Source organism: Acaryochloris sp. CCMEE 5410 (assembly GCF_000238775.2).
Lineage (GTDB): Bacteria > Cyanobacteriota > Cyanobacteriia > Thermosynechococcales > Thermosynechococcaceae > Acaryochloris.
The window spans coordinates 1,305,462-1,326,634 of the sequence record NZ_AFEJ02000002.1 but is presented as its reverse complement, the minus strand read 5'-3'; the positions used below and the strand labels follow the sequence as shown (position 1 = coordinate 1,326,634).

General features: G+C 47.5%; 20 protein-coding genes. 10 read left to right on the top strand and 10 right to left on the bottom strand.

Annotated features, from left to right (window positions below):
• Positions 1–61: 61 nt before the first annotated feature.
• Together ON05_RS26940 and ON05_RS26935 are read right to left on the bottom strand one after the other, a co-directional pair.
• Positions 62–946: a hypothetical protein gene (locus ON05_RS26940; RefSeq protein ID WP_012162013.1), complete on the bottom strand. Its 885-nt coding sequence runs from the start codon at positions 944–946 to the stop codon at positions 62–64.
• Between the two features lie 85 nt (positions 947–1,031).
• A complete protein-coding gene (locus ON05_RS26935; RefSeq protein WP_029314951.1) occupies positions 1,032–1,622 on the bottom strand; it encodes a hypothetical protein in 591 nt (196 codons plus the stop codon).
• Positions 1,623–2,076: 454 nt separating this feature from the next.
• On the opposite strand from ON05_RS26935, the gene ON05_RS38160 reads away from it, so the two are divergent.
• The 3 genes from ON05_RS38160 to ON05_RS26920 all read left to right on the top strand — a co-directional run bounded on the left by ON05_RS38160 (position 2,077) and on the right by ON05_RS26920 (position 5,843).
• The gene (locus tag ON05_RS38160; protein WP_010468495.1) at positions 2,077–2,847 is read left to right on the top strand and encodes a fasciclin domain-containing protein; all 771 of its coding nucleotides are present in this window, start codon (positions 2,077–2,079) and stop codon (positions 2,845–2,847) included.
• 256 nt (positions 2,848–3,103) lie between these two features.
• Positions 3,104–3,973 (top strand): S1 RNA-binding domain-containing protein, encoded by an 870-nt coding sequence (locus tag ON05_RS26925; protein ID WP_010468493.1) that lies wholly within the window; start codon positions 3,104–3,106, stop codon positions 3,971–3,973.
• 79 nt (positions 3,974–4,052) lie between these two features.
• The gene (locus ON05_RS26920; protein ID WP_010468490.1) at positions 4,053–5,843 is read left to right on the top strand and encodes an RDD family protein; all 1,791 of its coding nucleotides are present in this window, start codon (positions 4,053–4,055) and stop codon (positions 5,841–5,843) included.
• A 12-nt stretch (positions 5,844–5,855) separates the two neighbouring features.
• On the opposite strand, the gene ON05_RS26915 is transcribed toward ON05_RS26920, so the two are convergent.
• The 4 genes from ON05_RS26915 to ON05_RS26900 all read right to left on the bottom strand — a co-directional run bounded on the left by ON05_RS26915 (position 5,856) and on the right by ON05_RS26900 (position 9,247).
• The gene (locus ON05_RS26915) at positions 5,856–6,044 is read right to left on the bottom strand and encodes an NAD(P)H dehydrogenase subunit NdhS (protein ID WP_010468488.1); all 189 of its coding nucleotides are present in this window, start codon (positions 6,042–6,044) and stop codon (positions 5,856–5,858) included.
• Positions 6,045–6,126: 82 nt separating this feature from the next.
• Positions 6,127–7,404 carry a rod shape-determining protein RodA gene (gene rodA, locus ON05_RS26910; protein WP_010468486.1) on the bottom strand — a complete coding sequence of 426 codons (1,278 nt, stop codon included), beginning with the start codon at positions 7,402–7,404 and terminating at the stop codon, positions 6,127–6,129.
• 54 nt (positions 7,405–7,458) lie between these two features.
• Positions 7,459–8,532, bottom strand: a complete 1,074-nt coding sequence (locus ON05_RS26905) for an Mrp/NBP35 family ATP-binding protein (RefSeq protein WP_010468485.1) — start codon at positions 8,530–8,532, stop codon at positions 7,459–7,461.
• 187 nt (positions 8,533–8,719) lie between these two features.
• A complete protein-coding gene (locus ON05_RS26900) occupies positions 8,720–9,247 on the bottom strand; it encodes an SRPBCC family protein (RefSeq protein ID WP_010468483.1) in 528 nt (175 codons plus the stop codon).
• 1,125 nt (positions 9,248–10,372) lie between these two features.
• Here ON05_RS26900 and bchL point away from each other — a divergent pair.
• Both bchL and ON05_RS26890 read left to right on the top strand, forming a co-directional pair.
• Entirely contained in the window at positions 10,373–11,233 is an 861-nt protein-coding gene (gene bchL / locus ON05_RS26895; RefSeq protein WP_010468480.1) for a ferredoxin:protochlorophyllide reductase (ATP-dependent) iron-sulfur ATP-binding protein, read from the top strand.
• 91 nt (positions 11,234–11,324) lie between these two features.
• A complete protein-coding gene (locus ON05_RS26890; protein ID WP_010468478.1) occupies positions 11,325–12,737 on the top strand; it encodes a ferredoxin:protochlorophyllide reductase (ATP-dependent) subunit N in 1,413 nt (470 codons plus the stop codon).
• A gap of 206 nt (positions 12,738–12,943) precedes the next feature.
• On the opposite strand, the gene ON05_RS26885 is transcribed toward ON05_RS26890, so the two are convergent.
• The gene (locus tag ON05_RS26885) at positions 12,944–13,135 is read right to left on the bottom strand and encodes a cold-shock protein (protein WP_010468476.1); all 192 of its coding nucleotides are present in this window, start codon (positions 13,133–13,135) and stop codon (positions 12,944–12,946) included.
• A gap of 198 nt (positions 13,136–13,333) precedes the next feature.
• Between ON05_RS26885 and ON05_RS26880 the strand changes: the two genes are divergently transcribed.
• Positions 13,334–14,806: an alpha/beta hydrolase gene (locus ON05_RS26880; protein ID WP_010468474.1), complete on the top strand. Its 1,473-nt coding sequence runs from the start codon at positions 13,334–13,336 to the stop codon at positions 14,804–14,806.
• 45 nt (positions 14,807–14,851) lie between these two features.
• Here ON05_RS26880 and ON05_RS26875 read toward each other — a convergent pair whose 3' ends face one another.
• Together ON05_RS26875 and tsaD are read right to left on the bottom strand one after the other, a co-directional pair.
• Entirely contained in the window at positions 14,852–15,625 is a 774-nt protein-coding gene (locus ON05_RS26875; protein WP_010468472.1) for a ZIP family metal transporter, read from the bottom strand.
• On the bottom strand, positions 15,622–16,704 hold the full coding sequence (gene tsaD, locus ON05_RS26870; RefSeq protein ID WP_010468470.1) for a tRNA (adenosine(37)-N6)-threonylcarbamoyltransferase complex transferase subunit TsaD: 1,083 nt from the start codon (positions 16,702–16,704) through the stop codon (positions 15,622–15,624). Before tsaD ends, ON05_RS26875 begins: the two co-directional genes overlap by 4 nt.
• 171 nt (positions 16,705–16,875) lie before the next feature.
• On the opposite strand from tsaD, the gene ON05_RS26865 reads away from it, so the two are divergent.
• The 3 genes from ON05_RS26865 (at position 16,876) to ON05_RS26855 (ending at position 19,227) form a co-directional block, all read left to right on the top strand.
• Positions 16,876–17,379 carry a Photosystem I reaction center subunit III gene (locus tag ON05_RS26865; protein ID WP_262562384.1) on the top strand — a complete coding sequence of 168 codons (504 nt, stop codon included), beginning with the start codon at positions 16,876–16,878 and terminating at the stop codon, positions 17,377–17,379.
• 47 nt (positions 17,380–17,426) lie between these two features.
• On the top strand, positions 17,427–17,540 hold the full coding sequence (locus ON05_RS26860; RefSeq protein ID WP_010468466.1) for a photosystem I protein PsaJ: 114 nt from the start codon (positions 17,427–17,429) through the stop codon (positions 17,538–17,540).
• 124 nt (positions 17,541–17,664) lie between these two features.
• Positions 17,665–19,227: a bifunctional ADP-dependent NAD(P)H-hydrate dehydratase/NAD(P)H-hydrate epimerase gene (locus ON05_RS26855; RefSeq protein ID WP_010468464.1), complete on the top strand. Its 1,563-nt coding sequence runs from the start codon at positions 17,665–17,667 to the stop codon at positions 19,225–19,227.
• Between the two features lie 111 nt (positions 19,228–19,338).
• Here the strand turns inward: ON05_RS26855 and ON05_RS26850 are convergent, their stop codons facing one another.
• Positions 19,339–19,800 carry a photosystem I reaction center subunit XI gene (locus ON05_RS26850; protein ID WP_010468462.1) on the bottom strand — a complete coding sequence of 154 codons (462 nt, stop codon included), beginning with the start codon at positions 19,798–19,800 and terminating at the stop codon, positions 19,339–19,341.
• 294 nt (positions 19,801–20,094) lie between these two features.
• Between ON05_RS26850 and ON05_RS26845 the strand changes: the two genes are divergently transcribed.
• Positions 20,095–21,159, top strand: a complete 1,065-nt coding sequence (locus ON05_RS26845; RefSeq protein ID WP_010468460.1) for a folate-binding protein YgfZ — start codon at positions 20,095–20,097, stop codon at positions 21,157–21,159.
• Positions 21,160–21,173 lie beyond the last annotated feature (14 nt).

Here is a 21,173-nt window from a genome sequence, read left to right as displayed (position 1 = left end):
ACAAAGATCCAGCTGCAAGGTCGACCCCCTAGGTTGAAGTTGACCTTGCAGCCATTGGGACCTACAACTCAGCGAAAGATCGTTCAATCAACCGTCGAGCTAAGGTTTGTACGCCTGTATGCTCGTAGTACTTGGCGGAAATATCCAGAAAGGCTCCCAGGTAATCGAGCTTGCTTTGGGACCCCTCAATGAATCGGGATAGCCCATCTACCACTCCCCCCTGGGTAATCCCTTTCTCCGCCACAAACTTATCCATCCATCCCTGGGTAGACTCAAAACTCTCAGTGATAAAAGCCAACTTGCCCTTGGAGTTATCCCCTGGAATGGCATCTTTGACCCCCTTAAAGGTGCGGTTGTTGTCTAAGTCTGAAGGGCTCATGCCTTTAATACTGGACAACACCTTTGAAGAAAACTCCGCTCCCAAGGGAATGACGCCATCGAAGGATACTAAAGCAGCCATGCGCATAATCGATTCGCCACTATAGTCTCCCAAGGATTTGAGAAAATCCCCCAGACTATCCCCAGGAATACCGTTGATATGGCAGAACGCTACGACCTCAGTGACCAATTTGACGCTCAAATCAATGGTCTGGGCCTTTTCTGGCTTAGGGGTAATATTCTTCAAAAAGCCTAAAAACGTATCTTGCCCCAACCGATTGGCGAGGGCAGCCGTTCCCAACATGCCTGATGCGGAGTCCACCGACTGATACAACCATAAGGCTCGCTGGTAGCCCTCTCCCTTGTCATTAAACAACGTAATGGCCCGTTCACCAATGGCCTGAACCATCGCCGGATCCGTTTCCCCAGTGACCGTTTTAATGGTGTGATCAAAGCCCACTAGGTTGTCCCATTGCCCCGGTACAAACTTATCTAAGGACTTGAGGGCCATCACTGTGATGCCCCCTTTGGGCAGCTTATCCACTAATTCATAAATTTTCTTACTCATGACTGGCTCCTCAATATCTGCCAACACTATTTTGAATAAGGACTTGGCCTACATGTATGTAGTCAAGATGACTTTGAATGCCAACTTAAGCCGCTGGCTGCAGAACTGGGTTAAGTGCGGGGGGCGCGTTCGGAGACTGCTTTGCATCCGAACTCTTGTTGTCTGCCACTTCTAGTTCAGCCAATCCTTTCAGATCAAACTTCTGTAACCAGTCCACCCGATCGGTTTGGGAAAAAGAGGTGCTTTTCGATAAAACTTTGACTTGGTACCGACCATTGACGAGTAAGCCGGTAGCGGTTGTGCCCTGATTCACACTGGGATAACCGGCAATGTTCTCTGTTGCAGTGCCGTATTTTGTAACTGCCGCTGGCAAGCTGATGGTGTCATTGATACTGAGGGTGGCTAAAGTGGCCCCATCTTTATTGAGTTTGTAAGCAGCAAATCCTTTCTTTTCTTGGGATGGAACAACATCAAAGTCTCCTTCACTCTTGGGAAAAAATTGATTGAATGTGCCACCTTTTTGAGCCTCTTTACTAACAGCAGCAGGCTTTCCAAAACCAGTCGTGTCTTTTTGTACCTGGTCATATTTATTGGGGGCAGATGAACAAGCGGTCACTAGAAATATCAAGCCGACAAGCATAGGCGCAAGCCGTCTCAACCACCGAGTGGGGAGCATTAGAGACCTCCATGAGAAAGTAGTGTCGTTAGGATATCTGTTGCATTGTCCAGGAGAAGACCGTCTAGAGGCCAGATTGTCTTACGAAAATTAATACCGTGAACAACCACGCATCCTAGCTATGTCCCCCCTTAAAACACTCTTTTTCCTCAGCTTATAGCTTTAAAACCATAAAAATTAGGTTTTTAACCTCAATCTCTTCAGGTTAAGCCTTGAGTTTAGGTTATTCCTTTGCAGGAATAAAAAATCTATTTTATTCCTTCTTCTTAAACAGATGATTTGGGAACAAATTCACCTAAAAATGCAACAATAATCATTCATGCTAATTTTGTTTTAATATTTAGACAAATTAGTTTATGAAGTTTTGTAGAGGTTCTATCAGATCCCTTACTTCACAGCTTGGTCTTCTCAATGATCACTGCTGTTCCTATTCAGTAGCGTTTTGTGTGCCCTAATGAAAACTAAATGTCTATCCATCGTTAGCTTATTTCTATTAGCTACCACCACCAGTATTGGTAGTGCCTCCGCTCAAACTAGTGGCTCTGAAGCCCCTGCTGAACTAAGCCCAGCAATTATGAAAATTCTCTGTAAGAATTTTCCTCTTAACTCTCGGTGTACAGGCGAGGCTGCTCCTGCTGCCGCTGAAGATGCTGTTGAGGAGACTGCTCCTGAGGCCGCTGAGGAGACTGCTCCTGAGGCCGCTGAGGAGACTGCTCCTGAGGGAGAAATGGATTCCGAGGCTCCTGAGGGAGAAATGGATTCTGAGGCTCCTAGCTCAGAAGTCGAAGACTCTTCCGATGCTGCCTCAACAGATGGAACCATTGTTGAAGTTGCGAGTGCGAATGACTCCTTTAAAACCTTAGTCGCAGCTATCAAAGCTGCAGAATTAGCAGAAACCCTATCAGGCGAAGGACCCTTTACCGTCTTTGCGCCTACAGAAGAAGCCTTTGCGGCTCTACCTGCTGGCACAGTGGATACTCTACTCAAGCCTGAGAACAAAGATAAATTGGTTAAAATTCTGACTTATCATGTTGTACCGGCAAAAGCAGTCTCGACCGATTTAGAGTCTGGAGATGTGTCAACCGTTGCAGGTGCACCCGTAAAAGTCACCGTCGAATCCGGCGCAGTCACAGTTAACAACGCTAATGTTGTTCAGGCTGATGTGATGGGAAGCAATGGTGTGATTCATGTGATTGATAAGGTTTTGCTCCCTCCCGATCTCTAAAGTGAGTCCTGGGTTTAATATCTAACGCTCGAATCAAATCGTTGATTGTAAAAAGGCTGGGATCTAATCCTGGCCTTTTTGGTTGAAATTTTCAGGATTGCAAGTTTGAACGGGTGAATAGCGTCCCAACAATATTTCTCACATTTCTTGCCGTTAAAGTTTGAGTTCCAAAAACTCACAATAATTTTGTATTTGCATCTTTGGTGCTTGCTATAAGATTGTAGCCATAGATGTTTTAGACTGCCCGGAAGATACCTTGTCATTCTCAGCCGACGATTTTGCTAAAGCACTGTCCCAACATGATTATTCTTTTGAAGTGGGACAAACAGTGCAGGGAAAAACTGTTAATTACGACAGTGATGGTGCCTATATCGATATCGGGGGTAAAGCCACAGCTTTTCTCCCTAGCCAAGAAGCCTCTCTTCGTAAACAATTCTCTCTGGAAGAAATAGTTCCTTTAGATGAAGAGCGTGAGTTTTTGATCATTAAAGGTCAGGATGCCAATGGTCAAGTAACGTTGTCGATTCGCCGTTTGGAATTGAAGCATCTTTGGACAAAATTATTAGAGTTGCAATCTCAAAGCCAAAGCGTTCAGGTTACCATTACAGGGGTTAATAAAGGTGGCGTAACGGCTGATGTTGAAGGCTTGCGGGGATTTATCCCTCGGTCTCATCTGTTAGACCGTGATAATTTGGAGGGACAAATTGGCAGTCAGTTGACGGTCACCTTTTTGGAAGTCGATCCCGAGCGCAAAAAGCTGGTGTTGTCGAATCGGATGGCTGAACAATCCAGCCGTATTGGTGAATTGGAAATCGGGCAATTGGTCAGTGGTACCGTCTCTGACCTCAAGCCTTTTGGCGCTTTTATTAAATTAGATGGATTGACTGGATTACTGCATATCAAAGAAGTGAGCCAAAACTTTGTCCCTAATCTCAGTTCAGTCCTAAAGATTGGAGAACCCATCAAAGCGATTGTGCTGGATCTAGACCCTGGACGGGGGCGAGTGTCCTTGTCAACCAAAGTGTTGGAGAATCGCCCAGGAGAAATTGTAGATAGCCTGGAGCAGGTGATGGCAGAGGCCGAGATTCGAGCGAATCGCTATCTAGAAAAAATGCGTCAGCAATAAATTTTCTGTCTGTTCTCCTCGGTCTTGCTGAAACTAGGGCATCCTAGCTATTGTTTTCAATTGATGCCCGCCTATATCTATGGCTGAGAATATACCGAACAATGCTGAAGGATCTGCCTATGGGCAGGGATTCACGAACAGTCATCGCATCCATTCTGCTCTGACGGCTGGAAATATCGTAACCGTCGCAATTCAACTTTTTCGTGAAAAAAGTGATGATTACATTACAACCAGCTTGCAATCCTATCTCTGGCTGTTTCTAATAGGGTTGGGCGCATCTTTATGCGCAGGCTTTGGGGTTGTGATTGGCCAAACGATTGGGTTGTCTAATTGGGCCGAACTGGGGATCTTGGCGCTGCTATTTACTCTACCATTGTTGGCCTTTGGTCGAGGGCGGAAGACGGCCATCGGCGGTGTAATCTCCCAGCTTATTTTCAATAAACTTGTTAGCCGCAGTGAATCGAAGGAAGATATTCAAAAACGGCTCTTTCCGCGCGTATGGCGGTTCTTCCGAGGAGAAGTGTTGTTCTGGTTGGCCCTGGTCGGACTATATTTTGGCTTGGCATTTATTCTGGGTTTAATCCTGAGAGGCTTTTTCTCGTCTATCCGCGACCAAGATTTTGTTGATTTCTTTTCGTTGCCTGAGCAAGATTTTTCTTCTGCTCTGCTGACTCTGATTACGATCATTGTTCTGGTTTTATTGTTCTATCTAGGACTGTTCTTATTCTTTAGCTACTTTATTGCTCGATTGTGGTTATTTGATGTTGTTATTGCGTTTGAAGATGTCTCGGCTCGAGACGCGATTCGACGGAGCTGGCAACTGACCCGAGGGCAGGGGTGGCAATCTCTAGCCATTGTCATGATTTGTGGGTTGCTATTAGTCCCTCCCTTCTCGGTGAGTATGTTTTTGTCTATTTTTAGTATTTTTGCAATTTTATTTATTACGATTGCGGCTTTCCCGATTTATCAAGCGATCAAAGCTGTCATTTATTATGATTTACGCAGTCGTAACGAGGGGCTAACGTTTGATCTTGATATCACGGCCACCAATCCGCAAAACCATTTACGACGGGTTATTTTGCAAACGCCAGAAAGTATCGAACTCGATTTAGCACTCGGTGGCATTGGGAGTCGAGCCCTTGCCTGGGCCATTGATCAGCTACTGCTGTGGGTTGGTATCATGCTGTTTTGGTATTTTGGTTCGATTCTTTATCTCACTATCCTCGTTCCCATTCTGAATAATGCGAGTGTGGCCTTCGAACAAGGTGAACTCGATCAGTGGATCGAAGCAATTGCCACATTTTTGACATTTGCCTTATCCACCTGCTATTTCATCGCCTTTGAAACCCTGTGGCGAGGTCAAACGCCAGGTAAAAGAATCGCTAAAATCCGAGTGGTTCGAGATACAGGACGGCCGGTGGGGCTTAGGGAAAGCAGTATTCGCAGTTTGCTCAGCAGTATTGATGTGTTTTTCTTCTTTATCGGGGTCATCCGGATTGCGGTCACCTCATCAGAAAAACGTTTAGGTGATTTGGTGGCTGGCACATTAGTCGTTCAGGATCAGCGGCAGGGGGCTGATGAGACTCAACAACCTTTTGATGTGTCGCCCGGCATATCTCAGCTGGCTGCAGAGTTGGTGGCAAATCCTCAGCTCAAAGCCATAACGCCAGATCAATTTCTGACGTTGCGAGATTTTCTGGGATATCGATCGCAGCTTGCATCACGGATGCGATCGCAAATCACCACCAAACTCGCCGACCAAATTCGGAACCTTCTGGGGCAAAACAACCAGCCCCTCGCATTAGGCTTAGATGATCTGGAATTAGTCGAAGCAACCTACTTGGCCTGTCAACAAGCCAACCAGTCCTAGGCCTTGCTAGCCTTACTTCTTGCCCTTGCCTCGTTTGACAATTTCTAACTCGGGCAGGCGAAACGTGACAATCTTGGTCCAGTTGCCTCCATCAAAAATAACGGCGGCCTGACCGTCTGCAACCCGTTGGACCTGGCCTTCAAATCCAAAATAGGTATCACCCGTATTCACAACGCGAACTGATGAACCGGGCAAAATCATGGCGCTCATTCGTTTTAGACCTTAACTGCATCACAATAGCTTTTTTATCATAGTGGACTAATTCCCCTTCGCGGGGGAGCTGCTAAAATCTGCGTTTTTTGCGATGGTTGGCCACGGATTCCACCAATCCTATGGCAATAAAGTTTGTCAGTAGGGCTGAACGACCATAACTGAGCCAAGGTAGAGGAATTCCCGTTACAGGAGCCAGGCCGATGGTCATACTAATGTTCACAAAGACTTGAAAAATAACCATCGACAGGACGCCAATGGCGATTAAAGAGCCGAAATCGTCTTCCGCATTCAAAGCCACAAAAATCAGGCGCATGCATAACAGCCAAATGGCGGCAATCAAAAGCAAACTGCCGACAAAGCCAAATTGCTCACCCGCGGCAGAAAAAATAAAATCTGTATGTTGTTCTGGGATAAAGCTCAAGCCGGTTTGAGTGCCTTGATCTAGCCCTCGTCCCCATAGCTGTCCAGAACCAATGGCAATCCGAGACTGAATGAGGTGATAGCCGCCGCCCAAAGGATCTTGCTCAGGGTCGAGAAACAGAATAATCCGCGCTTTTTGATAATCCTGGAGAAATTCCCAAGCGACTCTACCCAATGCACCAGAGCCTAAATTAATCAACAGAGCGCCAAGTCCTCCGATCATTCGAACAGGGATGCTAAGCCAACCGATAAACGCAATTGTGACTAACCAAATCGCCCAAATAATCCATAGCCAATGGGAGGTGGGAGGGATATTAAATAAAATCCCAGAAATTAAAGGAGAAAAAAGCAGCACAATCCATCCCAAATTGGCATTGGCCCAATACATCATGCCTAGGGTAATGGCCGCAAACACTAGAGATGTTCCTAGATCGGGCTGCACCAGCACTAACGCCCAGGGCACAAAAGTAATGGCTAGAATCTGGAGGACTGACGATAACTTGGTGGCGGGCCGATGGTGGAGTAGGGCCGCCAGGGAAATAATGACGCCCACTTTGGCAAATTCAGATGGCTGCACATTAAAACCGGCAACGGAGATCCACCGCTGAGCCCCCAGTTCACTGGTTCCGATGGCGATAACGGCGATCAACGATAAATTCGTCGCCGCATATATCAGCCAATGCAAACTCAACAGAATTTGATAGGGCCAAGTGGCAATGGTCATGGCAATCGCCACCCCAATCGCTCCAATCGTCCAATGCTGGAGCCAATCTGTCCAGCCTTGGGTGGCTTGGGTACTCCGAATTAAAATACCGCCAAAAACGGTTAACCCAATCGCTAACAGTAGCAACCAACGGTCGATATTATCCCAAGGCTGAATCCAGGTTCGCCATGGAAACCATTTGCGCAGAGTTTTATTGATCAGCATGGAAAATTCGGATCTTAAAGGCTGTATGAAAAGTAGTGGTCTTAGACTAACAACTTAGGTCAAAGCCGCAACCGAAACCTTTGCCGCAACCTCCGTCGCAATTTTTTGGAATGCTTGGGCAGACGCAGATGAGCCACTGAGGACAATCGGTGTTCCTTGATCCCCGCCTTCTCGGACCGGAATTTCTAGGGGCACACAGCCAATTAAAGGAACGCCTAATTCCTTCGCGATCTTTTCCCCGCCCCCAGAACCGAAAATATCGTATTGGGTTTCAGGCCGATCGGGCGGGATAAAGTAACTCATGTTTTCCACAACTCCCAATACAGGCACACCCAACTGTTGAAACATTCTCAGTCCCTTGCGGGCATCTAAGAGTGCAACAGTTTGGGGCGTACTGACAATTACCACCCCTGCCATCGGTACTGCCTGGGCTAAGGTGAGTTGGGCGTCCCCGGTGCCGGGGGGCAAATCAATAATCAGATAGTCTAAGGTCCCCCAATCTACTTGATAGAGAAATTGGCGAATAATCCCGTTCAACATGGGTCCTCGCCAAATGACGGGCTGATCTTTGTCGATCAAAAATCCCATGGAGACCAGCTTGATACCTTGTGCGATCGCAGGTTCCATCACATCCCCTTGCGCCTCTTTGCGGACCTCAACCACGGCATCTTCTAAGCCCAACATGGTGGGTACATTGGGGCCATAAATATCGGCATCAATCATGCCTACACTTGCACCGGACTGGGCTAAAGCGGCGGCAATATTGACGGCGACCGTGCTTTTACCCACCCCACCTTTACCGCTGGAAACCGCAATAATATTTTTAACTCCAGGCACGCCAGTGCGATCAGGCACACTCTTTTGCTGGGGGGTTTCTGCAGTGACTTCCACCTCTACAGACTCAATGCCTGGCAATGCTTGAACCGCTTTTTTGCAGTCATCGACAATCATCTCCTTCAAGGGGCAGGCAGGAGTGGTTAGGACCAAGGTAAAGGTTGCGATGCCATTCTCAACTTTCACATTGCGGATCATATTCAGATCCACCAGGCTCTTTTGGAGTTCAGGATCTTGAACCGGTTGCAAGACCTCCAAAATTTTTGCGGTTGAAGGGGCTATCGTGTCTGGCATAGTGTTCTTTATCAGAGTTTCCTATCGGTTCTTACTGTATCAATTTTGGAGGAATACCTTCATCCTTGCGGAATGACCGAATCCTCAGAGAGCAGCCTCTGATTGTGTGAATTGGTAGCGTTGCTCCCCCTTTATCCTCCCCTTGAAAATGAGTCATGCCAGGCCGTAAAGACCAGCAGTGAGGATGCTAAAAGTCAAAGCAGGTATCCTTTCGAGCCGGTAAATAGCCAGAAACAGATTGCAAGGTCTCGTTCTCTGCGGCTTCTGCTAGCCGTTGGGCCACCTTTTCTGCATGTCTTTGCATCATGGACCATACGAGGGGCGACAACCAGCCTCGCATCATCACCGAATAAGAGACACAGGTCCCACAAATGCTGGACTCGACCCGATACACCACTCTTTCCTCGACTCCGGGTAATGCAATAATGCGGAAACTGACCAGTTCGCCAGGGTTGACTCGCTCAACAAAAATACGAAACGGTAAGGGTACCATCCGACTCACTGCCTGATAAATCAGGCCAGGCTTAGGAACCAAACCATAGGGGACATTGGTGCTAGTAATCAATGGATGCCAAGATACATCTGCCAAATCAACAACTTTGCGCCAGATGGAATCTACCGATGCCGAGCTAATCGCTTCGTAGCTTTTTACCAAGGACCAGCTGGGTTGGCGTCGCTTCCAGATGTTGAACTTAAGCAACCATTGAGGGGTCAAAACAGCTCTCCTAGGGGGTTGATGAACATGGAATTCAGGGGATAGTTTTTCGCAAGGCTCAAGGACCTGAATTGACCTGAAGATGACGACTCATTCAGTCTTAAATTCATCCTATCGGGATCCGAGTTGAGATGCTAGTTCAGTAAATCCCTAGGAATTAGCTTATCCCCATCTTGAAAGGACCAGTGGCGAATTTAACGATTTCCCAAAGAAAATTAGTCTTTGGTTGTGCAAAAGTACAGATGTCGGGTTCGCTATTGACTCAATGGCCTGGATAGACGATGCCCATTACTGCCTGATAACTACGGGATTTATAGGAACCAATCCCTCGTATGTCGGTCAAAAAGGAAAAATTTATTAATCGTAACAATCCCAAGTTTCTCAAGATCAGGATGAAGTAGACTCCTGGCCGTTGATTGGGTGGTCATACAGGGATCACTGAACTTAGTCTTACAGGGCTTGAGCTAAGACTATGAAGACCCAAATTGAATCTTTTTCTCCGACCCTTTAAATCCATTAAGGTTTGCTATGCCTGGACTCTAACCATGATCAGCATGGTGCTCTTGTGGTTCAGATATCCATACTAAATCCGAACCGCAGCCACTTCTCCATCTTGAATTGATGAGATGAATGCCTATGTCTATTAGTGAGGATTAGAGGGCTATACCTAATTGCTAGCTTGAAGTGTGTACGCCAATCCTACCTGGCAGAGCCTTCAATGGAGCGTCTTAAGCCTTCTTGGCATCTGTTTGGATTGGACCATTGTGATTGGACTCTTTACAGATGCCATCTAGGTGAATTTTTTTATTCGATTCGCAAGTTTATGGCAATTTAATTTTTTGTCTGTTGTAACTATTTTTATAAATTAAAAAGTTAAAATATAATTTTGGATTTAAATATTGATTGATATCTGTTTTAGGGGAATTATTATTGATTTTAATTTAATAAATCCTAAAAATAAGCCTTTTAATCTCATTTTGAAGACTTTAACTCCTTTCCAATCGCCTAGATATGGACAATAATTCATTCAGAGCTTCAGTTAATACATCTGGCGTTTGCGACTGACTGAATCAAAAACATTCGGTGCTCGCTGCTTCAATCACAACCATTAGGAGAATACCCACTGTGAAACTTGCAGTTTACGGAAAAGGCGGAATTGGTAAATCTACAACCAGTTGCAACATTTCAGTTGCCCTAGCCAAGCGAGGCAAGAAAGTTCTACAAATCGGCTGTGACCCTAAGCATGACAGCACCTTCACTTTGACGGGTTTCTTGATTCCAACCATCATCGACACGCTGCAAGAGAAAGACTACCACTATGAAGATGTCTGGCCTGAAGACGTCATCTACAAGGGATTTGGTGGGGTCGACTGTGTAGAAGCGGGTGGTCCCCCTGCGGGTGCAGGCTGCGGCGGTTATGTCGTTGGAGAGACGGTCAAGCTTCTCAAGGAACTCAATGCGTTTGATGAATATGATGTCATTCTGTTTGACGTCTTGGGTGACGTGGTTTGCGGTGGATTTGCTGCGCCTCTTAACTATGCGGACTACTGCATGATCGTTACTGATAACGGTTTTGATGCCTTATTCGCAGCAAATCGGATTGCGGCTTCTGTTCGGGAGAAGGCTCGGACTCACCCCCTTCGCCTTGCAGGGTTGATCGGCAACCGCACCTCCAAGCGTGACTTAATCGACAAATATATTGATTCGGTCCCTATGCCTGTGTTAGAAATTTTGCCTTTAATTGAAGACATTCGCGTGTCTCGGGTGAAAGGCAAAACCATGTTCGAAATGGCAGAGAGTGATCCCTCCCTAGAGCCCGTTTGTAACTATTACCTGAATATTGCTGATCAAATCTTGGCTGGTCCTGAAGGTGTTGTGCCTGAAGATGCCCAAGATCGCGAACTCTTTGCGCTGCTATCTGATTTCTACCTCAATCCCACTCAGCCTAAAACTGAGGAAGAAGAACTTGATCTGATGATGGTTTAATCGCCATTTGGTCACTGTGAGCTGGGATGGCTTGCAGTGATCTCGTTTCTCCCCTAAATAGCTGCCGAACTGAGAAAAGGATTTAATAACTATGACGCTTGCTGACGCTCAACCACAAGCTCTCGATTTTGAGTGCGAAACTGGGAATTACCATACCTTTTGTCCCATTAGCTGCGTAGCCTGGCTCTATCAGAAAATTGAAGATAGTTTCTTCCTCGTAATTGGCACCAAAACCTGTGGCTATTTCTTACAAAATGCTATGGGTGTGATGATCTTTGCAGAGCCTCGCTATGCTATGGCTGAGCTGGAAGAAGGAGATATTTCCGCCAAGCTCAATGACTATGAGGAACTAAAGCGGTTGTGCATGCAAATCAAACGCGATCGCAACCCCAGTGTGATTGTTTGGATTGGGACTTGCACCACCGAGATCATCAAAATGGATCTCGAAGGGTTGGCTCCTCGTCTAGAAAGTGAAATTGATATTCCTATCGTGGTTGCCAGAGCTAACGGCCTGGACTATGCCTTTACCCAAGGGGAAGACACCGTTCTAGCGGCAATGGCCCATCGCTGTCCTAAGAGCAATGCAGTGGTTGAGGAGTCCGAGAAACAAGAGCGTGGCAACGCCATTACCTCTCTCCTTAATTTCGGTAAGAAGAAAGAAGAGGTTGTCGCTGAAGAGTCTGAATACCACGATCATGCGCCGCTGGTTATGTTTGGTTCCCTGCCTGATCCAGTGGTGACCCAGCTGACATTGGAACTGAAGAAGCAAGGGATTAAAGTCAATGGCTGGCTCCCCGCTAAGCGATTTACTGAATTACCCGTTATTGATGAAGGCTACTATGTGGCAGGCGTTAATCCTTTCCTCAGCCGTACAGCGACCACTTTAATGCGACGACGCAAGTGTAAGCTAATCGGCGCACCATTCCCGATTGGTCCTGATGGAACCCGCGCTTGGATTGAAAAGATATGTTCAGTGCTGGATGTTGAACCTAAAGGATTAGAAGAACGCGAAGCCAAAATTTGGGCCAACCTAGAAGACTATCTTGAGATTATCCGTGGGAAATCGGTCTTCTTTATGGGAGATAACTTACTGGAAGTTTCCCTGGCCCGCTTCTTGATCCGTTGTGGTATGACTTGCCCTGAAATCGGCATTCCTTACATGGACAAGCGCTATCAAGGGGCAGAGCTGAAGTTCCTTGAGCAGACCTGTATTGATATGGGTGTGCCCATGCCCAAGATTGTCGAAAAGCCCGATAACTACAATCAGGTTCAGCGCATTTATGAGCATGATGTTGACTTGGTGATTACTGGGATGGCCCATGCCAATCCTCTAGAAGCACGCGGTATTAATACCAAGTGGTCTGTGGAGTTTACCTTTGCTCAGATTCACGGATTTACAAATGCCCGAGACATCCTAGAGCTGGTTACTCGCCCGCTGCGTCGGAATAACTCTCTCAAGGATTTAGGGTGGGACAAACTGGTAAAAGAAGAAGCTAAAGTTTAGAGTCTCGCGTAACAGCCATAGCAAAAGTCCTCTGCAGAATTGCAGAGGACTTTTGCTATGGCTAATTGACATAAACAGAAAAGAGGCCAGATTCATAAGTCTTTATCTAGCCATTGTAGATAAAAGGCAATCCGACAGATTAAATTAAATGTATATCTTCAAGAGGAGAAGGCTGTACAGCCTTCTCCTTTCTATTCGCTTAGAATCTATACTGTCTTGACGTTTACAGCGCAAGGACCCTTGCGGCCTTCGCCCACTTCAAATTCAACCGTTTGGCCCTCTGCTAAAGATTCTTCACTGAGTGCTGAATGGTGTACAAATAGATCCCCACCACTTTCTTGTTCGATAAAACCGTATCCTTTTTGGGCGTCGAACCACTTTACTTTACCTTTTGCCATTATTTCCTCTTTCGTTAGCCGATGTTGTGTGTATCCCTTCTCAAGAAGTACAAGTCTTCTTCAATAATTGGCTATGGGGTTCGACACTGAGTCATTCCATAGGATCAGAGACTCAGCACATTATAGGAGAAAAAACTCTAACACAGTGGTATAGACGGAATAAATGTCCATGTTTATCAGTTCTTTCTTCAATTTTTTATGAATCGTCAGCGTTTTTTGGTGTTAGTTACAGCAATTATACTTATTGCAATCTCTTGGCTCGGCGTTTTCAAAGCTCGCTCAGGGCTGGTGGTTCGTTCCTTGACAGCGAATGATATTCCCATGATCTTCATTGCGCCAAAAAATAGCGATCCGGTACCTGGGGTTTTAATTGCCCATGGCTTTGCGGGGTCTAAGCAATTGATGTTGGGATATGGCTACACCTTTGCCCAGGCAGGCTATGGCAGTCTCTTGTGGGATTTTAGTGGTCATGGTGCCAATCCTGCCCCATTGAACATGGAGACTCTGCAACCTGATTTGGAGGTTGCTTATCAGGCTTTGACTGAACAGCCCGAAGTTGATCCAGAGCGACTAGCGATTTTGGGACATTCCATGGGAAGTAGTGCGGTGATGACGGCCAGTATTGAACAACGCGATCGCTTCGACGCTACCATTGCCATTTCACCGACTCGAGCAGAGGTGACGGCTGATAAACCCGCTAACTTACAGCTTCAAGTGGGCAGTGGAGAAGGTCAATTTGTAGAGAGCGCTCGCAAACTGCTGCAAACGGCTGGGGGAAAAAATCAAAACTTAGCCGAGGGCAGGGGAAGAAAGCTGATTGTTGTGCCTAAAGTTGAGCACATTACCATCTTGTTTAGCGATATTAGCCATCAAAGTGCTCTTCAGTGGCTAAACCAAACCTTTAACCAATTTAAGACCAGCAGCTATATGGACCGACGTATAGGCTGGTATGGCTTACACCTGATCGGTGGTTTGATGGCCCTTGCTGCCATTGTCCCTTGGTTTGCTGCGCCAGCCGTCCAGCAAGCATTCCTAAAACCTTGGCAAAACTGGGGAGGGTTACTGGCTGCCCCCCTAGCTGCCACTGCTGGGGTTAGCCTAATTAGCCGGGGAGTAGAGTTAGAAAATTTGGGTGGCCTAAAAGTAGGGGGAGCGCTAGGCATTTGGTTCTGTTTGGGTGGGCTGATTTGGATAGGGGTACAAGGGTTATGGCCGATCAAAAAGCGCCGATACGGTCAGTTTTCCCCCGCTAGAACCGTAGGAACAGGAATGCTGGTGTTTATTCTCTTGTGGTTTGCCTTTGGGGCCATGGCGCAGGTGGTCTGGGTGCAGTGGTGGCTTATCCCTGCCCGTTTGCAGCTCTGGCCGCTATTGTCATTAGCGTGTTTACCTTGGTTCTTGGCTTCAGGTATTGCCCAACAGGAGATCGGAATCAGCAAGCGTCTTTTATGGTGGCTAGGTCAAACCGTGGTGCTGATTGCCGGATTAGTCTGGACGATCAGTCTGATTCCTCAATTGGGATTTATTTTTCTGCTGTTGCCTATCTTCCCGATCTTTTTCGGCATCCTCTCTTTTGTGGCTGCTTATGTGAAGAATGCTTGGAGCTATGGAATTGGCAGTGCATTATTTTTTGGCTGGTCTTTGGCTGCTGCCTTTCCCCTCGTTGCATAACGGCTTTAGCCAGAAGGTAAACCCTAGGCTCTTGTTCTCAACCGATTACCCTAGAGCAACATCTAAATACATCATCACCACAAATCCCAGCATGATTCCGAGGGTCCCTTCCTGTTGAATGCCTTTACGGCTAGTTTCGGGGATAATTTCGTCACTGATAACGAACAGCATTGCGCCTGCTGCAAATGCCATTGCCCAGGGCAAAAGGGGTTGAGCCAGGCTAATAATGCTAGCCCCCACAACACCACCTATGGGCTCGACTAAGCCGGTGAGACAGGCAACGCCTAGGGCATAGAGGGATGAATAGTTAAGGGACCGCAGAGCGACGGCTACCACCAGTCCTTCGGGCATATTTTGCAAGCCGATGCCAATGGCAAGAGCAATGCCGCTGGATAAAGAGCCGCCACTAAAACCTACCCCCACCGCCATCCCCTCCGGGAAATTGTGCAGGGTTATGGCGACCACAAATAGCCAGATGCGAGCCAAGTTAGGGGTTGACGGGCCTTCTTGACCTTTGAAGAAGTGTTCGTGGGGAAAGTTGTTGTGGGCTAGCCAGAGGAACCCACCTCCCAGCAAAATACCCAGCACCATAATTAAAGCTGCTTGGGTTTCAGTATTACCTTGACCCATAGCCAGGTCTGCTCCCGGCACAATCAGGGAAAAGGCAGTGGCGGCCAACATAACCCCACCGCCAAAGCCCAAAAAAATACCTTGCAAACGATCCGTCAGGGTTTTGACGAATAATACGGGTAATGCACCGATGCCTGTTGCCAACCCAGCGATTAGGCTAGCGATTGACCCCACTACGATCAGATTCATTCAGCGTCAAGCTCCAAAGGAGGGTGCATTGGGGATGACCCTGGGTATAATTCCATCACTTTAGAAATGGGCATGCGGGATAATGCTGCCAGGGTAAGTGCTGAAGTATGGCTTCGATCCAAGTGTTCTGCGCCTGCACAGGCGATCATCGCGGCATTGTCTGTACAAAGAGATAAGGGTGGAAACAGGACCTGTAGTTTTTTGTCTTCAGCGGCGGCTAATAGTTGTTGGCGTAAGGCACTATTGGCGGCAACGCCACCGCCAACAGCAATAGTGGATAAGCCGTAGTCCAAGGCACATTTGATGGCTCGTCGAGTCAGGGCTTGAGCCACCGTTTGTTGGAAGCTGGCTGCAATATCCGCGACGGGCACGTCGTTCCCTTGTTGGCGAAAGGATTCCACTAAGCGGAGAACGGCTGTTTTTAAGCCACTGAAGCTGGAGTCATAGGGATGAAAGCCACCTTCTGGTAGAGAAATTTTCCCCTCAGGGAGGGCAAACGCCTTAGGATTGCCGGACTTGGCAATGCGATCAATGACAGGGCCGCCAGGGTATCCCAGATCTAGCAAACGGGCCACTTTGTCAAAAGCTTCTCCCGCTGCATCATCTCGGGTTTGACCCAGGGTACGGTATAGACCACAGTCTTCAACTTTAATCAGACTGGTATGGCCACCGGACACCAATAAACAAAGAAAAGGGGGGGCTAAATCAGGATTCTGAAGATAGGAGGCATGGATATGCCCTTCCAAGTGATGAACCCCAATGAGAGGTTTATCGTGCAGCATGACTAAGGTCTTGGCTGCAGTTAATCCAACCAGCAGAGCGCCCACCAGCCCCGGGGCACAAGTAACAGCGATCCCATCAATATCTGGCCAATCTATCTGGGCTTGGGATAAGGCTTCGCTAACGACATCATTAATGGACTCCACATGGTGGCGAGAGGCGACCTCTGGCACCACCCCTCCATAGGGACGGTGAATGTCGATTTGGGATGCAACAATATTACTTAAAATGTGACGTTTTTTTACAACTGCGGCGGCAGTTTCATCACAACTCGTTTCAATTGCTAAAACTGTTGCCATAAACTGGTAACTTTTTGATGGTGTATGCGTGTATTTAGGGGCCTCAATTCTTTACCAAGACCCCACTCAAAGAGTATGATTGCTTCTTAAGTCTATGCGTCTACGCTGGCAAAAAGTTAATGCTTTTTGTTACGTAAAAACTCTTGTTTCGTTATAAGGGAAACAATTTCTATGCGTCGATTGTTTGCTGTCCTTCTCGTAATGACACTCTGGCTTGGTGTTGTCCCTCCAGCCTCTGCTGATATTGGTGGACTCGTTCCCTGTAGTGAGTCCCCCAAATTCCAGGAGCGGGCTGCTAAAGCTCGTAATACGACTGGTGATCCTAACTCGGGTCAAAAGCGTTTTGAAATGTATAGCAGCGCTTTGTGTGGTCCAGAAGATGGTTTACCTCGAATTATTGCGGGTGGTCCTTGGAGCCGTGCGGGTGATTTCTTGATCCCCGGTCTGCTATTCATCTATATCGCTGGTGGTATTGGTAATGCTAGCCGCAACTACCAAATTGCTAACCGTAAGAAGAATCCTAAGAACCCCGCAATGGGCGAAATCATTATTGATGTGCCTTTGGCTCTTTCTTCCACTATTGCTGCGTTAGCTTGGCCCGTTAAAGCTCTTGGAGAAGTCACTTCTGGTAAGTTGACTGTCCCAGATTCTGATGTTACGGTCTCACCTCGCTAAATGCATGGGCTGATGGCCCACTCAAAATTGATTCGGAGAAAGATTTTATGAAGTTTTTTAGTACGGCTCCTGTGATTGCTTTTATCTTTTTTACCCTGACAGCAGGGTTCTTGGTTGAGCTAAATCGCTTTTTCCCAGATATCTTGTTCTTCCCTTACTAAGGGATAGAAGACGCTGGGTTGAGGCTAATGTTAGGCGAAAGTCTACGTCACTCGGATTCGGGTTGCTCAACCTCTCTCGTTAACATAATTGGATTTCATGCACTGTTGCATATCCTGACGGGAGATGCAGGATAAAAATTTAGAACAACACATTAATGAGCGTTTCACCCAGATTCAAAAAACTGTGGTGACTGCTCAGCAGATGCGAAAAATTGAATCACGCATCTTTAAGGCGGGGATGCCTGTTTCCGCTCTTATGGAGAAAGTAGGGGGTCTGATTGCGCGACGCATTCAGACCCTTTATCCTTATGAAGTCATGCCCAGAATTGGGATTCTGGCGGGGCCAGGGCATAATGGTGGCGATGCTTTTGTGGTGGCCCGTGAGCTTTATTTTCAGGGGTATGAGATTCGCCTTTGTCGTCCGCTGCCTCGATCAAAAGACTTAACTGAACAGTATGCCCAGTATGTTGCTTCTCTAGGAGTGGAGATTGGCCAGGGCGTCGAAGTGTTGCAATCCTGTGATGTGATTGTAGATGGCTTGTTTGGGTTTGGACTGAAACGAGGGATTGAAGGTGCGATCGCAGATCTGATACACCAACTCAACACCTGGTCGCAGCCTGTTATCAGTATTGATCTGCCCTCTGGCATACACACCGATACTGGAGCGGTTCTAGGTACAGCCATTAATGCCACCTATACCCTATGCCTGGGGTTGTGGAAGTTAGGTTTGCTCCAAGACCAGAGCTTGCCTTACAACGGTGATCTGCAGCTGATTGATTTTGATATCCCCATCGCGGATATCAACGCTGTTTTAGGTGAGGTGCCCGATATTCGCCGAATTACATCGGTGATGGCAAGGCAAGGATTGCCCACCCAGCGCCATCCCAATACCCATAAATATCGGCAAGGACATTGCCTATTGGTTGGCGGTTCACAAAAATATGCGGGGAGCATTATCCTTTCTGCTTTGGGAGCAAGGGCGACAGGGGTGGGAATGATGACGATTGCTGTGCCAGCCTCTTTGAAGCCGCTGGTGTTGCAATCTGTGCCAGAGGCTTTGGTGATTGGCTGTCCGGAGACGGAACACGGTGCGATCGCAAGTCTGTCTCCAGAAGTATCCTTGGACTCCTTTGACGTCATTGCCTATGGTCCTGGTGTGACAACGGAAACGGATGCCATCTTGAGGGAGGTGTTGACCAGTACCTGCCCCCTCGTGATTGATGCCGATGGCCTCAATCTTTTAGCACAGCATCAGCCCGTGGAGACTCTGAAAGCCAGATCAGCCCCCACGATTCTGACGCCCCATCCAGGCGAATTTAAGCGCTTGTTCCCGGCTCAGCCATCTCAGGACATGCTGTCGATGGTCAGGCAAGCAGCCCAGTCTAGTGATGCTTATATCGTGTACAAAGGGGCAAGGGTGATGCTAGCCCCTCCACAAGGTCCAGTCTGGATTAATCCTGACAGTACCCCAGCCCTAGCTCGTGGGGGCAGCGGAGATGTGCTCACGGGTATTTTGGCAGGACTCTTGAGCCAGCAACGAGATCAGCCGTCCCTCAGTGAGAGGGTGTGTAGTGGTATTTGGTGGCATGCTCAGGCGGGATTATTTGCTGCTCACCAACGAACAGAATTAGGTGTTGATCCCCTAACTCTGTGCCAATCTTTGATCCCGACTATTGCGAGTGTATAAGAGTACTTGTTCAGAAGAGAACCCCTCTCTGAAAAAGATAGAAAGGGGTTCAGGTCGCTGAATCAATCTTTGAATTCAGTGATTGACGGCTACGGTTAAGAGGGTAAATCCTTAGCCTGCGAAGATAGCAATCGCATAGGAAAGAACGCCAGCGATGACAGCACCACCACAGCCACCGATGAGGAAGCCGCTACCAATAGCGCTCCAACCTTCTTTAGTTGCGAAGTCGCTACCAGGATCCGCTGTTGTTACGGATGGATGAGGTTTAGCTGAAGAAACACTGGAATAGATCTGAATCGCAACAGATAAGACGATAATAACAGCGCTTGCCGACAGAACACCTGATACAAGAGACATTGTAGTGCCTCGAATCGGGCCAGAAGTTGCGAAGGGACCGTAGAGGTAATAGCCGTGGGCCATCCCAATTTCTAAACCCCGAGCATTCGCGGACATGCCTTTACGGTAAGCCGGTAGGTTATTGATCCAGGCTTTTACAATCCCAGAACTATTAACAGGTGTAGCGAGATCCCCCACAAAGGGGTCGCCACCATGTGTGACCAAGTCCATTGTCATTGATATAAATCTCCTCTCAAATCTTAGGGTCCCCTGTAAAATGGCTGGAAGCTAGGGGTAATAGAATAAATGAAAAGATAATGCTGGCAATCATCATCTCATAGAACAGAATTGTTTCAGCTAATCGCCACGAATAAAGGGCCGCCAGTAGGGGTTTGTGTTAGATTTCTTAGCAAAAAGAAATCTTTTTTTGCGTTCTTTCATGAACTGTAAACAACCCTAGGGATTTAGTCCTCCTGCTTCACGAAAAGAATAAAATCAACCTTGCCCCAGGAATAACGGATAAACGCCGCAATGTCAGAGACCTTACAGAACTGTCAACGCCGAAAAGGAGCAGTGTGGGCTGAGGATCAGGGTTCCATCCTCAGTTTTGGCAATGATGAATCCGCCTTAAAGGCGGCTCAAGATGGAGCAGCCCTCTGGGATCGTACCCATTGGGGGCGTCTACAGTTCACCGATCAGGATCGACTGTCTTTTCTTCATAACCAGACCACCAATACTTTCAAAACTCTGAAGCCAGGTGAAGGCTGTGAAAGCGTGTTTGTAACATCCACGGCTCGCACGATTGATCTGGTGAGTGCATACGTGACGGAAGAGGCTGTTGTGCTGCTGGTCTCTCCCACTCGACGAGCACAATTGATGAGCTGGTGCGATCGCTATATCTTCTTTGGAGACAAGGTCAAGATTGCAGATATTACGGCCCAAACGATTACTTTTAGCCTATTGGGACCTGAAAGTTCACGAATCCTGCACAAACTAGGAATTTCAGACCTGCCTGAATCTCCTCATCATCACATTACAACTCAAATAAAAGGCCATACTGTTCGTGTTGCGTCAGGTAGTGGGTTGACAACACCGGGCTATACCCTGTTTGCCGATACTAAAGTGGGGGCTGAGCTATGGCAAGCCTTAACGGAACAGGGTGCCTGTCCCTTGGGGGAAAAGGCTTGGGAACAGTTAAGAGTAACGGAAGGGCGACCGAAGCCTGGCGCTGAGTTAACAGAAGACTTTAATCCTTTAGAAGCCGGACTTTGGCAGACTATTTCCTTTGACAAAGGGTGCTATATCGGCCAAGAAACGATTGCTCGACTCAACACTTATCAAGGCGTCAAACAGCGACTCTGGGGGATTCAGCTCAGTGAATCTGTCTCTGTCGATACGCCCATCACGCTTGAAGACAAAAAGGTGGGGGTATTGACGAGTTTGGTTGAGACTGCTGAGGGTCCTGTGGGGTTAGGCTATGTCAAAACAAAAGCGGGGGATGCAGGCGCTCAAGTTTCGGTAGGAACCGGAATCGGAACGTTAGTGGAAGTTCCGTTTCTCACCTATCCTCAATGGACCCCTGACCCGACTCCTTAGAACGTTCAGAAAGA